The organism is Streptomyces sp. NPDC006743 (genome assembly GCF_040703815.1).
Taxonomy (GTDB): domain Bacteria; phylum Actinomycetota; class Actinomycetes; order Streptomycetales; family Streptomycetaceae; genus Streptomyces.
In genome coordinates this window covers 16,369-31,402 of sequence record NZ_JBEYJA010000069.1, presented here as the reverse complement: position 1 = coordinate 31,402, position 15,034 = coordinate 16,369, and the positions used below count along the sequence as shown (strand labels likewise).

The 15,034-nt window shown below is 74.0% G+C and carries 10 protein-coding genes and 1 pseudogene; 3 read left to right on the top strand and 8 right to left on the bottom strand.

The window, feature by feature from the left end; translation table 11 throughout:
- From ABZ719_RS33905 to ABZ719_RS33890, 4 genes are all read right to left on the bottom strand, one after another.
- The coding region (locus ABZ719_RS33905; protein WP_366729001.1) for a xanthine dehydrogenase family protein molybdopterin-binding subunit at positions 1 to 2,161 on the bottom strand (2,161 nt) is incomplete at its 3' end.
- A 241-nt stretch (positions 2,162 to 2,402) separates the two neighbouring features.
- A complete protein-coding gene (locus tag ABZ719_RS33900) occupies positions 2,403 to 3,395 on the bottom strand; it encodes a xanthine dehydrogenase family protein subunit M (protein ID WP_366729000.1) in 993 nt (330 codons plus the stop codon).
- The gene (locus ABZ719_RS33895) at positions 3,392 to 3,931 is read right to left on the bottom strand and encodes a 2Fe-2S iron-sulfur cluster-binding protein (RefSeq protein WP_366728999.1); all 540 of its coding nucleotides are present in this window, start codon (positions 3,929 to 3,931) and stop codon (positions 3,392 to 3,394) included. Before ABZ719_RS33895 ends, ABZ719_RS33900 begins: the two co-directional genes overlap by 4 nt.
- A 662-nt stretch (positions 3,932 to 4,593) precedes the next feature.
- Positions 4,594 to 5,847 carry a hypothetical protein gene (locus ABZ719_RS33890; RefSeq protein WP_366728998.1) on the bottom strand — a complete coding sequence of 418 codons (1,254 nt, stop codon included), beginning with the start codon at positions 5,845 to 5,847 and terminating at the stop codon, positions 4,594 to 4,596.
- A gap of 436 nt (positions 5,848 to 6,283) precedes the next feature.
- Here ABZ719_RS33890 and ABZ719_RS33885 point away from each other — a divergent pair, with 436 nt between their 5' ends.
- Entirely contained in the window at positions 6,284 to 6,517 is a 234-nt protein-coding gene (locus ABZ719_RS33885) for a chaplin (RefSeq protein WP_366728997.1), read from the top strand.
- 169 nt (positions 6,518 to 6,686) lie between these two features.
- Here ABZ719_RS33885 and ABZ719_RS33880 read toward each other — a convergent pair whose 3' ends face one another.
- Positions 6,687 to 8,051, bottom strand: a complete 1,365-nt coding sequence (locus ABZ719_RS33880; protein ID WP_366728996.1) for an FAD-dependent oxidoreductase — start codon at positions 8,049 to 8,051, stop codon at positions 6,687 to 6,689.
- Between the two features lie 188 nt (positions 8,052 to 8,239).
- Between ABZ719_RS33880 and ABZ719_RS33875 the strand changes: the two genes are divergently transcribed.
- Positions 8,240 to 9,163: a DMT family transporter gene (locus ABZ719_RS33875; RefSeq protein WP_366728995.1), complete on the top strand. Its 924-nt coding sequence runs from the start codon at positions 8,240 to 8,242 to the stop codon at positions 9,161 to 9,163.
- A gap of 258 nt (positions 9,164 to 9,421) precedes the next feature.
- Positions 9,422 to 11,080: pseudogene (locus tag ABZ719_RS33870) on the top strand (catalase).
- 120 nt (positions 11,081 to 11,200) lie between these two features.
- Here ABZ719_RS33870 and ABZ719_RS33865 read toward each other — a convergent pair.
- The 3 genes from ABZ719_RS33865 to ABZ719_RS33855 all read right to left on the bottom strand — a co-directional run bounded on the left by ABZ719_RS33865 (position 11,201) and on the right by ABZ719_RS33855 (position 15,034).
- Positions 11,201 to 12,046: an RNA polymerase sigma factor SigF gene (locus ABZ719_RS33865; protein ID WP_037852345.1), complete on the bottom strand. Its 846-nt coding sequence runs from the start codon at positions 12,044 to 12,046 to the stop codon at positions 11,201 to 11,203.
- Between the two features lie 106 nt (positions 12,047 to 12,152).
- Positions 12,153 to 13,622, bottom strand: coding sequence for an FAD-dependent oxidoreductase (locus ABZ719_RS33860; protein ID WP_366728994.1), 1,470 nt, complete (start codon positions 13,620 to 13,622; stop codon positions 12,153 to 12,155).
- Complete coding sequence (locus ABZ719_RS33855) at positions 13,622 to 15,034, bottom strand: polysaccharide pyruvyl transferase family protein (protein WP_366728993.1); 1,413 nt, start codon at positions 15,032 to 15,034, stop codon at positions 13,622 to 13,624. Before ABZ719_RS33855 ends, ABZ719_RS33860 begins: the two co-directional genes overlap by 1 nt.

Below are 15,034 nucleotides of genomic sequence, written 5' to 3'. Positions count from 1 at the left end.
GAGACGTAGATTCGTCCACAGGCGTTCCTTCCCGGTGGGCCGGACGGGCAAGGCCCGGCCCACCGATTCGATCGTTCAAGGGCGATTTGTCCGGGGTCAGCGGCAGTTCCCGGAAGCGGACCCCCGTCGCGTGGTGGACGGCGTTGCCGACGGCGGCGGCGCTGCCCACGATGCCGATCTCACCGATCCCCTTGCTCCCCATCGGGTTGAGCCGGGTGTCGCTCTCGTCGATCCAGTGCGCCTCCACGCGCGGGACGTCGGCGTGCGTCGGCACGTGGTACGACGCCAGGTCGGACTCGACGAAGTCACCGAACACGGGATCCATGGTGCTGCCCTCGGTCAGCGCCATGCCGAGCCCCATGGTCATGCCGCCGATGAACTGGGAGCGCGCGGTGCGGGCGTTGAGGATCCGCCCCGCGGCGAAGACGCCGAGCATCCGGCGCACCCGGACCTCGCCCGTCACCGTGTCGACGGTGACCTCCGCGAAGTGCGCCCCGAACGCGTGGCGCGCGTAGGAACTCTCCGCGTCGGCCTGCCCGGTGGTGTCCGCCCGGGCGCTGAGCCCCGATCCGGGCGGGGGCCCGGCGTGGTCGGCCAGGCGCGCCGCCAGCCGGGTGCACGCCTCGTGCACGGCCCACCCCCACGACGCGGTCCCCGAGGAGCCACCGGCCAGTGACGCCGGCGGCAGGTCGCTGTCGCCCACCTCGGTGCGCACCGACTCCAGCGGCACGCCGAGCGCGTCCGCCGCCACCTGCGCCAGGACCGTACGGGCCCCGGTGCCGATGTCGGTGGCGTTGATCCCGACCACGAACGTGCCGTCGGGCAGCGCCCGCGCCTGCGCGGCGGACGGCTGCACGTACACCGGGTAGGTGGCGGCGGCGACGCCCGTGCCGACCAGCAGGGGGCCCTCGCGACGTGACCCGGGCCGCGGATCGCGCCGCGCCCAGTCGAACCGGCGGGCGCCCTCGCGCAGACACTCCACGAGGTGCCTGCTGCTGAAGGGCTTGCCGCTGTCCGGCTCCCGGTCCGGCTCGTTGCGCACCCGCAGCTCCACCGGGTCCATGCCCAGCTCGGTGGCCAGTTCGTCCAGGGCCGACTCCAGGGCGTACATGCCGGGCGCCTCGCCGGGCGCGCGCATCCAGGACGGGGAGGGCACGTCCAGGGGAACCACGCGGTGCGTGGTGAGACTCTGCGGCGCGGCGTACATGACGCGGGCGGGGACCGCCGCCTGCTCCACGAACTCCTTGACGCGCGAGGTGTGGGTGGTGGCGACGTGGGTGAGGGAGGTCAGGCGGCCGTCGCGCTCCGCGCCCAGGCGGAGCCGGTTCAGGGTGGGCGCCCGGTGCCCGACGACCGAGGGCAGGAGCCGCCGTGGCAGCGCCACGGTGACGGGCCGTCCGGTCACCCGGGCGGCCATCACGGCGAGCACCACGTCGGGGCGCGCGGTGCCCTTGGACCCGAAGCCGCCGCCCACGTGGTCGGCGACGACGGTGATCCGGTCCTCGGACACCTCGAACATCTGGGCGAGTGTGTCGCGTACGGCGGTGCTGCCCTGGCTCGACGTGTGCACGATCAGCCGGTCGCCGTCCCAGTGAGCCGTGCTGGTGTGCGGCTCCATCGGATGGTTGTGCAGCGGCGGCACCCGGTAGGTGACGTCGACCCGTACGGGCGAGGAGGCGAAGGCGCTCTCCGGATGGCCGTGTTCACGGCGGCCGGGGAAGCCGCCGTTCGCGGTCTTCGGTTCGTAGATCCCCGGGTGGTTCACCGTCAGGGTGACGTCGTGGTCCTCCCGCTCGTACGTGACGCGGACCGCCCGCGCGGCGGCCCGCGCCGCCTCCGGCGACTCCGCCACGGCGAGGGCGACGATCCAGCCCCGGTGCGGCACACCGGGTCCCTGCAGCACGGCGAGCGCCGCGTCCTCCGGCTCGGCGAGGCGGGGTGCGTTCTCGGGGGTGAGCACGGCCAGGACGCCGGGCAGGGCCAGCGCGGCCGTGGCGTCGACCGCCGTGACCCGGCCCCGGGCGACGGCCGCGGGCACGGGCCAGCCGTGGACCCGTCCCGGCAGCGGGTGCTCGGCGGCGTAGCGGGCACCGCCGGTGACCTTCAGGCGCCCTTCGCGGCGCTCGACGGGAGCGCCCAGCGCGGTACCGGTGCCGGCCATGGAGTCCTCCTGTGACATGACGGTCGGGACTGACAGGTGCGGTGCGGGAGCCGGGCCCGGTGGGCCCGGCCGTGGCGGGGGCGGCGGCCCCGGACCGGCTGTGGCGGACGGCCGGAGACCCCGGACCCGCCGGGGCGGGGGCGGAGACCTCGGCTCCGCCGTGGCGGGGGGGCCGGCGGGGTCCGACCGGCCGTGGCGGGCGGTCCGGGTTCTCCGGCCGTGGCGGGTGGCCCGGGGCCGCTCAGACCGTGGCGGGCGCGGCGAGCCGGGTGAGGATGTCCACGGCGAGGTTGCGGGCGAGGGGCACCTTGTAGGCGTTGTCCCGCAGCGGCCTGGCCGCGGCCAGTTCCAGGTCGACCGCGTCCGCGAACGCCGCCGCGGTGGCCGGGCCGCCCACCAGCGCCTCCTCGGTGCGGCGCGCCCGCCAGGGGCGGTGGGCCAGCGCGCCGAAGGCGATGCCCGCCTGCGTCACGGTGCCCTCCGCCACCCGCAGCACCACCGCGACCGACGCCAGCGCGAACGCGTACGACGCCCGGTCGCGTGCCTTGCGGTAGGCCGACGGCAGATGCGCGGTCGCCGCCGGGAGCACCACTGCGGTGATCAGTTCGCCGGGACGGATCTCGGTGTCCCGCTCCGGGTGGTCCCCGGGCAGCCGGTGGAACTCCGAGACCGGGAGACTGCGGGCGCCCTCCCGCCCGTACAGCTCCACCCGTGCGTCCAGGGCGGCCAGCGCCACGGCCATGTCCGACGGGTTGGTGGCGATGCACCGCTCGGAGTAGCCCAGCACCGCGTGGTCGCGGTGCTCGCTCTCCAGGGCGCCGCAGCCGCTGCCCGGCCGCCGCTTGTTGCACGGCTTGGACAGGTCCTGGAAGTACGGGCAGCGGGTGCGCTGCAACAGGTTGCCGCCGGTCGTCGCCGTGTTGCGCAGCTGACCGGAGGCGCCCGCGAGCAGCGCCTGGGACAGTGCCGGGTACCGGTCGCGGACCAGGGGATGGGCCGCCAGGTCGCTGTTGCGGACGGTGGCGCCCACCCGCAGCGAGCCGTCGGGCAGTTCCTCCACCGAGTCCAGCGGCAGCCGGGAGACGTCGACGAGGAAGTCCGGCCGTTCCACGCCCAGCTTCATCAGGTCGACCAGGTTGGTGCCGCCGCCGAGGTAGCGGGCGCCGGGGTGGGCGGCGAACGCCTCCGCCGCCTCGTCCGCGCTGCCCGCCCGCAGGTAGCCGAAGGGTTTCACGGGACGATGTCCTCCACGGCCTCGACGATGCGCGGATAGGCGCCGCAGCGGCACAGGTTGCCGCTCATCCGCTCCCGGATCTCCTCGGCGTCCAGCGGCACGGGACGGCCGGAGGGCACGGCGGGGTCGGTGACGTGGGAGGGGTGACCGGCCGCCGCCTCGGCCAGGGCGCCGACGGCGGAGCAGAGCTGCCCCGGCGTGCAGTACCCGCACTGGAAGGCGTCCCGGTCCAGGAAGGCCCGTTGCAGCGGGTGCAGTTCCTCGCCGTCGCCGGCCAGACCTTCGACGGTCGTCACCTCGCAGCCGTCCAGGGCGACGGCGAGCAGCAGGCAGCTGTTCGCGCGGCGCCCGTCGACCAGGACCGTGCACGCACCGCACTGGCCGTGGTCGCAGCCCTTCTTGGCGCCGGTGAGATCGAGATCCTCGCGCAGGACGTCCAGCAGGACCCGGCGGTGGTCCAGTTCGAGGGTGTGGGGCTTGCCGTTGACCCGGAGCGTCGTTCCGGAACGGTGGCCGGTGTGGTGGCCGCTTTCCATGACCTGGATGACCTCCCGGACGGGCGGGGCACGAAGGGGCGCGGGAGCGCCCGCTGCGGACGGGGCGCGGTGCCGGTGGGCACACGCCGGCGGGCACACGGTGCCGAGGGGGTGGGCCGAGGGCGCCGGTGCCGTGCGGACCGCGTATCCAGACTGCGGCACCTCACACGTTCCGGCACGCCGGACGACGCGGCAGCGACGCCGGACCGCACCGTCCGACGCCGGTCCACCCCGGCCGTCCCGGGGCGCCGGAGCGTCCCCGGCCGGGCCGCGGTTGCCGCCCGGACCCGCCCGTACGTGCGTGCCGCCAGAGCGGGGGGCTGGGGCGATCGGTCGGGGGTGGGTGCGGAGGTACGGCGCCGGGGCCGCCGGGACCCGCAGCGCGGAGGCAGTTCCGGCTCGGGTCCTCCCCGGTCCGGTCGGGCGGCGGGACGCTCCCGTTCTGGGTCGGGGTGGTGTTCGGCGGGTGATCGGGTGGAGGTGCGGAGGTGAGGCGCGGGGACCGCCGGGACCCGCAGCGCGGAGGGAGTTCCGGCTCGGGTCCTCCCCGGTCCGGTCGGGCGGCGGGACGTCCCCGTTCTGGGTCGGGGTGGTGTTCGGCGGTTGACCGGGCGGGGGAGCGGAGGTGAGGCGCCGGGGTCGCCGGGACCCGCAGCGCGGAGTCAGTCCTGGCTCGGGCCCTCGCCGGTCCCGTCGGGCGGCGGGGCGTCCCCGTCCCGGGCGGGGGCCGCGTCCGGTGCGGCGGCGGCGCCCTGTCCGGTCGGGGCCGCGAGGGGTGTCGACCCGGGAGGCGTGGTCTGCGTGGCGGCGTCCGCGCGCCGGGACAGGGCGGATCCCTTCAGCCGTTCGAGGCCACGCGCCAGGTGCTGGAACGGTGAGCGGCCGGAGGGGCCGGACGGTCGGCGGCCCGGCGGGGCGTTCTCGCCGGCCGACTCGCGGTAGACGGCGAGGGCCTCGTTGGCCCGCTCGGCCGCGTCGCGGTACAGGTCCCGGGACTTCGTCATCGCGTCGAGGGCCTCGGCGTACATGGCGACCAGCTCGCGGGCGTGGACGAGCTGCTCCTCGAGGGTCATCAGGTGCCACTGCTCCCGCAACGCGGTGAGCGCCTGGTCACCGCCCTCCGGCAGCGGCCTGGGCAGCGCGTCGAAACGCCGGACGGCGTCGAGGACCTCCACGGGTTCGTTGCCGTCGAGGAAGACGCTGCGCACGGAGAACCGCTCCGCGTCGTAGCCGGGGGCCGCCGGAGCCCCGGGCAGGACGACGGCGCCACCGCGGGGGACCCGGGACCCGTAGTCGTCCAGCACCCAGTTGACGGCCCGCAGCCGCTGCGGGGCGGCGCGGTGTTCCACCACCCGGTGCCGCAGCCCGTCGGGCAGCAGCCGCACCAGCGCCGACCGGCCGCGCTCGTCGGGCGTCATGGCCTCGTGCACGACCAGGTGGACGCACCACGTGTCGCGCACCGCGTGCCGCAGGACGCGCCGGAGTTCCTTGTCGTCCTCGGGCAGCGGGTTGACGTCCCCCAGCCGCAGCCCGGTGACGGCCTCGTGGGCCCAGCCGTCCGCGCCGCGCTCCTGCGGCCAGAACATGGTGACGGGCGAGGGCCACCGCGGGTCCCACGGCTGCTCCGCCTCCGCCACCAGCACCCACTGCTGTTCCTCGGGGGCGCCGCGCAGGGGCGACAGCGCCAGGCGGGCCCGCACGGTCACCTCGCCGGGGGCGAGCCAGCGGGCCTCGAAGACGTGCTCGCGCGACCGGTCGACGTCGTCCGGTTCGGCGTGGCTGTGCAGGACGCCGTCGGCCGTGAGCTTCTCCAGGTGGCGCCGCACGGTGTCCGCGGCGGCAGGGCCGGGGTGGCGGCCGCGGGCGCACCAGACGGTGGCCGGCGCCGCGGGGCGGGAGGCGGAAGAGTTCGACATGGGCCAATCTGCGGGCGGGGACGGCGTTCGCTCCCCAGTATCACCGCTGCGGATCATGATCGGTGCGGCGGGGCCCGCGACCGGTGCGGCGCCCACGTCCCGCCCGGCGCCGCCCGGCCCCCCGCGAACGGCTCCACCGGAGGTCAGCCCCCCCGCGCGCGGCCGCCTCCCCGCGCTGCCCGTCCCGCGCCGGACAGCCGCGGCGCCGGCGGCGGGCGGGGGCGCGACGTTGACGCGGCGGGGCGAAAGCGGTGGGCGCCGGTGCCAGGAGTGCGGCGCCGGGGCGGTGCGGGCGCCCGCTTCTCCGCCTCGTTCGGCCCAACCCGCACCCGGGGAGGCTGACGTGGCTACTCCGTTCGGCCGCCGCCTCCTGCCCCGGGCCGCCGGACGCCCTCACTGTGGAGGCACGTACCACTTCGAACGACAGGAGTTCTCCATGAGGATCCGAATGACGGCCGCCGCGGTCCTGGCGGGCGCGGCCCTGATGACGTGCGCGGGCACCGCCGCTGCCGACGCCGGCGCGGAAGGCGTCGCGGCCAACAGCCCCGGTGTGCTCTCCGGCAATGTCATCCAGGTCCCCATCGACCTCGACCTGAACGTGTGCGGCAACTCGATCAACGTGATCGGTCTGCTCAACCCCGCAGCCGGGAACGCGTGCGCGAACAAGTGACCGCTCCCCAGCGCGGAGCGGTGCGCCCCGGCCTCCCGGGGCGCGCCTGACGAACGAGCCGTGCCACCGCGAAGGGTGGCACGGCTCGTTCGTGTCCGTGTCCGTGTCCGTGTCCGGGCAGCGGGCGCCGGGGGCGCTTCCCGCCGTCGTCGCGGCCCGGGGAAGCGTCCTAGGCGCCGCTCGCCTTCAGCATGTCCTCCCGCTCGACGATCTTCACGCGCTCCCGGCCCTGCGGTTCGCCCAGGGCCTTCTCCGCGGCGTCGAGGCGGTACCAGCCCTCCCAGGTGGTGAAGCGGACGTCGTGCTCGGCGAGGAAGGCGTCCACGGCCTCCGGCTGGGGCGAGGCGGGGGTGTGCAGCCGGCCGGCCGCGTAGTCGTCCAGCAGGTTGGCGACCGTCTCGTTGGCGTCGCCCTTGGTGTGGCCGATCAGACCCACCGGGCCGCGCCGGATCCAGCCGGTCACGTACGCCGACTGCACGTGCTCGCCGGTCTCGCCGATGATCCGGCCGCCCTCGTCCGGGACGGTGCCCGAATCGTCGTCCCAGGGCAGCTTCGGCAGCCGGTCGGAGAGGTAGCCCACCGCACGGTAGACGGCCGTGACGTCCCAGTCCTTGAAGGCGCCCGTGCCCTTGACGTTGCCGGTGCCGTCGAGTTCGGTGCGCTCGGTGCGCAGCCCGGTCACCCTGCCGTCCTCACCGAGGATCTCCGCCGGGGACTCGAAGAAGTGCAGGAACAGCTTGTGCGGACGGTCGCCGACGTCGCGGATGGCCCAGTTCTCCAGCGTCTTGGCGACCATGTCGGCCTGCTTGTTGCCGCGCCGGGTGGCGATGGAGCCCTCGTCGTAGTCGATGTCCTCGGGGTCGACGATGACCTCGATGTTGGGGGAGTGGTCCAGCTCGCGCAGCTCCATCGGGCTGAACTTCGCCTGCGCCGGGCCGCGCCGGCCGAACACGTGGATCTCCAGCGCCTTGTTGGCCTTCAGGCCGTCGTACACGTTCGGCGGGATCTCCGTCGGCAGCAGCTCGTCGGCGGTCTTGGCGAGGATCCGGGCCACGTCGAGGGCGACATTGCCGACACCGAGGACGGCGACCTTCTCCGCCTCCAGGGGCCAGGTGCGCGGCACGTCCGGGTGGCCGTCGTACCAGGAGACGAAGTCGGCGGCGCCGTAGGAGCCGTCCAGGTCGATGCCGGGTATGGACAGCGCCCGGTCGGCGGTGGCGCCGGTGGAGAAGATCACCGCGTCGTAGAAGGCGCGCAGGTCGTCCAGGCTGATGTCGCCGGGGTAGTCGACGTTGCCGAACAGACGGATCTGCGGCTTGTCCAGCACCTGGTGGAGCGCCGTGACGATGCCCTTGATCCGGGGGTGGTCGGGGGCGACGCCGTAACGGATCAGGCCGAACGGCGCCGGCATCCGTTCGAAGAGGTCGATGGACACGCCAGGCTCGGCGGCCACGCCGGACTTGAGCAGGGCGTCGGCGGCGTAGATACCGGCGGGGCCGGCACCGACGATGGCTACCCGCAGGGGGCGCGGCATGATCAGGTTCCCTTCGAGCGGTGAAACGACGACTCGACGGCAACCCTAAGCTAAGGCAAGCCTAAGTGAGTACACGGGTCCGGTCTATGAGGTCATAAGGGCGGCTTATGGGAAGGCCAAGGTGCGTTGATGGGTGGTCGTAGGCGCCGCGGCAGGACGGGAGGCCGTCCGTCGGGCATGGTGGACCTGTGATCGGGCTGGCCGTGTTCTTCGCCGTCATGGGCGCCGCGAGCAACGCCGTGGGCACCGCCTTCCAGCGGAAGGCCGCCTCCACCGTGCCCACCGGCGGCGGCCTGCGGCTGCTCCTCGCCCTGGCCCGGCGGCCGGTGTGGCTGGCCGGCATCTGCGGGGTGATCGCCTCCGCCATGTTCCAGGCGCTCGCCCTGGTCAACGGGCCGATGGCGCTGGTGCAGCCGCTGTTCATCATGGAGCTGCCCTTCGCCCTGCTCATCGCCGGCTCCCTCATGCGCCGCGGCCTGCCCGCCGCGGGCTGGTGGGCGGTGGCGGCGGTGGTCGGCGGGCTGGCGCTCGTCCTGGTCTCGGCCGCGCCCTCCGGCTCGCACGACCAGGCCCCCATGGTGCGCTGGGTTCCCGCGCTGATCGCCTGCCTGGGCGCGATGGCGGGCGCGGTCGTACTGGCCCGCGCCCGGCGCTCCCCGCTGCTGCGGGCCGCCGTCCTGGCCGCCGCCGCGGCCGTCGGCAACGCGCTCACGGCCGCCATGCTGAAGTCGGCCAGCGGCATCCTGGAAGCCGACGGCTTCGCCGCGTTCCTCGCCACCTGGCAGACCTACGGGTTCGCCGTCGTCGGGGTCAGTTCGCTCCTGCTCCTGGAGAACGCGCTGCAGGCCGGTTCGCTGGCGGCCTCCCAGCCCGCGCTGACCATCGGCGACGCGACGGTGAGCCTGCTGCTGGGCGTCACCCTGTTCGGCGAGCACATCCGCACGGGAGTGTGGCTCCTGCCCGAACTGGCGGGCGCCGGGCTCATCGTCTGGGGTGTCCTGCGGCTGATCCGGGTCGTCCCGCACGCACAGCAGACCCTGGCCGGCGAGTCCCCGTCCGGAGATGCCGCCAGCCCGGCCGGCCGCGGCGCGCCGGGCCCCGCGGACGGCTGACCCGGGCGGCCGGGCCCACGCGGACGGGGCGCCGTGCCCCGGTGGGGCGACGGGCCGGGCGGGCGGCGCGGCGAACGGGCTAACACCGGCCGTGCGGCAGGCACAACGGTGCGAAAGTGGGCTTAGCCGCGTGGATGCGGGCAAGCCGGGTATCCGTCGGTGCGTGTCCGGGCCGCCGCCCGCAGTGCCGGACGGGTCTTCCTAGCCCGGTCCGCTCCGCGACGCGGTCTCGAGTCGACGTCGAAGGAGTCCACGGGCATGACGGACGCATCCAGCAAGGGGCCCGCCCCGGGCGACGACCGGAAGGTCCTCACCAACCGGTAGGGCCATCCCGTCTACGACAACCAGAACCAGCGGACCGTCGGCGCCCGCGGCCCGGCCACGCTGGAGAACTACCAGTTCCTGGAGAAGATCAGCCACTTCGACCGCGAGCGCATCCCGGAGCGGGTCGTGCACGCCCGCGGCGTCACCGCCTACGGCTACTTCGAGGCGTACGGCGCCTGGGGCGACGAGCCGATCGGCCGTTTCACGCGGGCCGCGCTCTTCCAGGAACGCGGCAAGCGCACCGACGTCGCCGTGCGCTTCTCCACGGTCATCGGCGGCCGGGACTCCTCCGAGGCCGCCCGCGACCCGCGCGGCTTCGCGGTGAAGTTCTACACCGAGGACGGCAACTGGGACCTCGTCGGCAACAACCTCGGCGTCTTCTTCATCCGGGACGCCATCAAGTTCCCCGACGTCATCCACGCCCTCAAGCCCGACCCGGTGACCTTCGAGCAGCAGCCCCGGCGGATCTTCGACTTCATGTCGCAGACGCCCGAGTCCATGCACATGCTGGTCAACCTCTTCAGCCCGCGCGGGATCCCCGCCGACTACCGCCACATGCAGGGCTTCGGCGTCAACACCTACAAGTGGGTCAACGACGAGGGCCGCACGGTCCTGGTGAAGTACCACTGGATGCCCAAGCAGGGCGTGCGCAGCATGACCGAGGAGGACGCGGCCGACGTCCAGGCGCACTCCCTCGGCCACGCGACCAAGGACCTGTACGAGGCGATCGGACGCGGCGAGTACCCCGAGTGGGAGCTGCTCGTGCAGATGATGGACGACCACGACCACCCCGAGCTGGACTTCGACCCGCTGGACGACACCAAGACCTGGCCCGAGCAGGACTTCCCGCCCCGGGCCGTGGGCCGGATGGTGCTCGACCGGATGCCGCAGGACTTCTTCGCCGAGAACGAGCAGATCTCCTTCGGCACCGGCGTCCTCGTCGACGGCCTGGACTTCTCCGACGACAAGATGCTGGTCGGCCGCACCTTCTCCTACAGCGACACCCAGCGCTACCGGGTCGGCCCCAACTACCTCCAGCTGCCGGTCAACCAGCCGAAGCACGCCCAGGTGCGCACCAACCAGCGCGACGGGCAGATGACGTACCACATCGACGGCGGCGGGGCGAACCCGATCGTCAACTACGAGCCGTCCATCACCGGAGGCCTGCGGGAGGGCACGTACCCGGCGCACGAGGAGCAGGGGCCCGAGATCCGCGGCCGGCTGACCCGGGCGCGCATCCCGCGCGCCAACGACTACCTCCAGGCCGGCCAGCGTTACCTGCTCATGGAGCAGTGGGAGCGCGACGACCTCGTGAAGAACCTCGTCGGTCAGCTGTCCCGGTGCGACCGCCCGGTGCAGGAGCGCATGGTGTGGCACTTCCTGCTGGTGGAGAACGACCTGGGGCTGAAGATCGGTGAGGGTCTCGGCATCTCGGCCGAGGACGTGGCAGGGCTGGAGCCGCTGGCGGGCCAGGACCTCACCGACGAGGACCGCAAACGGCTCGCCACCCTGGGCAAGAACCCGCCGCGCGACGTGGAGGGCCTGACCATGACCCACTGCGTGCCCGACGAGCGGCACACGGTGACCCGCTGACCGGTCCGCCGCCGCGACGCGAGGGGCCGGGTGCCACCCTCCCGGAGGGAGGTGGCACCCGGCCCCTGTGATCTGTCCGCTCTGCCCGCTCGCACCCGTTCGCAGCGGCGCCGCGCCGCGTCAGCGCACCGTCAGCAGTCCCTGCCGCAGCCGGCCCAGCAGCCGGTTGAGCAGACGGGACACGTGCATCTGGGAGATCCCGAGCCGCTCGCCGATCTGCGCCTGGGTGAGTTCCTCGACGAACCGCATGTGGATGATCTGCCGGTCCCGCTCGTCCAGCTCCGCCAGCAGCGGAGCGAGACTGTGCAGGTCCTCCACCAGTTCCATGCTCATGTCCTCGGCGCCGATGAAGTCGGCCAGGACGCTCTCGCCGTCCTCGCTGCCGCTGACGGCGGCGTCCAGGGACGCGGAGGTGTACCCGTTGGAGGCGACGCGGGCGTCGATTACCTCCTGCTCGGGCAGGTTCATCAGCTCCGCCAGCTCCTTGGTGGTGGGCTTGCGCCCGAGGCGGCTGCTCAGCTCCTCCGTGGCCTTGGCCAGCTCGACCCGGGCCTCCTGGAGCCGGCGCGGCACGTGCACCGCCCAGGTCGTGTCGCGGAAGAAACGCTTGATCTCGCCGACGATGTAGGGCACCGCGAAGGAGGTGAACTCCACCTCGCGGGACAGCTCGAACCGGTCGATCGCCTTGATCAGGCCGATCATGCCGACCTGGACGATGTCCTCCATCTCCTGCGGACCCCGGCTGCGGAAGCGGCCCGCCGCGTACCGCACGAGGGACATGTTCATCTCGATCAGCGTGTTGCGGGCGTACTGGTATTCGTGCGTGCCCTCTTCCAGGTGGGCGAGCCGGTCGAAGAACACCCGCGACAGGGCGCGCGCGTCGGTCGGTGCGACCTGGGAAGGATCGGGCACCTCCGGCAGCTCCGTCCGAGCACCCGTAGCCTTCGCCTCCGTGGTCACCGCCATCGTGCGGCCCTCCCTCTCAGCCTGTTTTTCTCTGCCGGACGTGACCGCCCCGTTACGCAGGGGCGGGCTTCGCAGCGTGTACCCGGCTTCCGAAGCCTCACACACATTATTTCTCCGCCCGGCTGGTTTCACCCGTCGGGAGGGTTCCGGGGGCGGCCGTCCGCAGCCGGGCGCCCTGGCGGCCCAGCTCCTGCTGGACCAGAGCGTAGGGCACCTCCCGCGGGGTCCGCCCCAGCCGGGTGGCCAGCGCGGCGCAGACCCCGGCGACCTGTCCGGTGGCCATGGCGATGGGCATCACCCGGTACGACGAGTGCGCGACGTGCGAGCCGGAGATGCAGCGCCCGGCCACGAGCAGCCGCTCCGTCCCGGCGGGCAGCAGACAGCGCAGCGGGATGTCGTAGAAGCGCCCCCGGGGCACGCGCCGGATGACGGTGCCGCTGCCCTCCGGGTTGTGGATGTCGATGGGGTAGGCGCCGTGCGCGACCACGTCCGGGAAGGCGCGGGCGTCCAGGATGTCGTAGCCGGTCAGCCGGTAGTCCCCGAGGACGCGGCGGGTCTCGCGCACCCCGATCTGGGTTCCGCTCTGCACGGCGTACGACTCCTCGAACCCCGGCACCCGCGAGCGCAGGAACCGGTCGATCTCGGCCATCTGCCGCCGGGCCGTCCACTCGGCACGGCTCAGGTCCCACACGTCGATGCCCAGGGCGCCGGTGACCCGTGTGCTGTTGACGGAGAGTTCGTGCGGGTGCGGGGTGCCGAAGAACAGCATGTCCTCGCGCGGCAGGCGCAGCTCGCCCGCCTCGGTGGCCTCGCGGACGAGGTCCCACAGTCCGTGCACGCCCCGCCACTGGTCGGGGTGGGCCCGGACGTACTCGGCGAACCGGGGCCGCGCGAAGTCCGCGACGCGGAACATCAGGGTCATCGGCTGGACCCGCCCGTCCTCCTGGCGCCCCACCTCGAACGGCGCCCCGCAGGAGGCGGCCACGTCACCGTCGCCCGTGCCGTCCACGACCACGTCCGCGTCGATCACCACCGGCCCCGACTTGGTCTCGAACACCACCCGCCAGCCGTCCTCGAGCGGCAGCGCGGCCGACGCGAAGGAGTGGAACAGCATCCGCACCCCGGCCTCGTCCAGCAGGTCGAGCAGGACCAGCTTGAACAGTTCCGGGTCGAACGGGACGGTGTAGCCGGTCTCCAGGGACGGCGGCACACAGCCCCCGCACGCGGTGAGCCGGTTCAGCAGACGCCACAGGAACCCGGCGACCACCGGCTCGCCCTCCCCGTGGTCGGTGGGCAGCAGCCGGTCCCCGGCGCCGTCCTCGGCGAACACCGCCTGCCGGTGCTCGTTGTGGAAGGACATCAGCGGCATCACCAGGGCGACGGTGGCGTTGCCGCCGAGGAAGGCGTAGCGCTCCACGAGGATCACGCCGGCGCCCGCGTCGGCCGCCGCGTACGCCGCCGCCGTGCCCGCGGGCCCGCCGCCCACCACGAGCACGTCCGTGCGTCCCGCGTGCAGCGCCGGGCGGGCGGGGACGGTGACGGTGCGCGGCTCCTCGGGCCGGTGCAGGACGGGCATCACGCCTCCTGACCGGCACCGTGGCTGGGTACCGTGCCGTCCCCGGGTCCCGCACCGAGCAGACGCAGGCCGTGCGGCCCCGGCGCCCCGGGGCCGGCGAGCGGACCCGCCGGATCCGCCGGCCCCGCGCCCTCCCGGCCCATGCCGCCCGGCTCCAGCGGGTCCATGCCGCCCGCGCCCGTGTGGCGCCGGTCCGTCCGGTCGGAGTCCTCCCCGCCCGCGGGGCCCCGGTTCAGGTCATCCGAGCCGCCCCGGCCCTGGGCGTCGCGGTCCATGGCGTCGAGCAGGGCCCCGCAGCGGGCGCAGGTCTCGGAGGCGAGTTCCCGCAGCTCCCGGACCCGGGCGGTGAGGTCCACCCGGCGCTGCGGGAACTCGTCCCACAGCCGGTCCACCTCCGCCAGCAGCAGCCCGACCTGCTCGCGCGCCACACCGACCAGCGCCGGGGCGCCCAGCCGGCGCGCGAAGTCGAACACCTTCCCGGCGTACGGCAGCGGCAGCACGGGCAGCCCCGAGACCGCCGCGAAGATCAGGAAGTGCAGGCGCATGCCGACCACCAGGTCCAGATGGCTCATCAGGCCCAGCACCTGCCCCGGCGTGTACGCGCTGTGCAGGATCCGTCCCCGGTCGGGGGCGGTCATCCGGGAGAGCACGGCGTGCGCGTGCCGGACGTCGTGGCGCTCCATCGGCATGAACACCACATGTGCGTCCAGACGGCGCACCAGGAAGTCGGCGACGTCCGCGAGCAGCGCGTGGTAGTCGCCCTCGTCCAGCTTCTCCGCCGCCCTGCCCGGCTCGCGCACCGACATCCCGACCAGCCGCGCGTTCGCCGGCACCCCCTCCTGCCGCATCATCTCGGCGGTGAACGGCTCCGGCGGCAGCAGCAGCGCCGGATCGGCGGTGACCACCAGGTCCCGTTCGACGCCCACCTCCTCCAGGACCAGCCGGGACTCCTGGTCGCGCACCACCACCTCGTCCATGTCCGCCAGCACGGTGCGTACGGCCTCCCGGTCGTCGCTCTCGCGCAGCGGGCCCGCGCCGACCGCGTAGGCGAACGTGCGCACGCCCCGCACCTGGGCCGCGCGGACCAGCTTCAGATAGCGGCGCGCCTCGCCGTCGTAGAGGATGCCGCCGCCCCCGAGGACCAGCAGGTCCAGGCCGGCGAGCACGTCGGTCACCTGCTTCTGCGGCACGCCTTCCCAGTCCACCACCTCGTCGGCCGCCGGCTGGTGCGCCCGGGTGTGCTCGGCGTCGCGGCTGAAGACGATCAGGCGGGCCCGCGGCCGGTGGGACCGCAGACAGCCGAGGACGCACTGGAGGATGGCTTCGTCGCCGATGTTGTAGCCGCCGTAGGAACCCAGCAGGCCGATGCGCGGCCCCCGCGAGCGGGGCGGCCGGGGCGGTGAGGTGGTCAT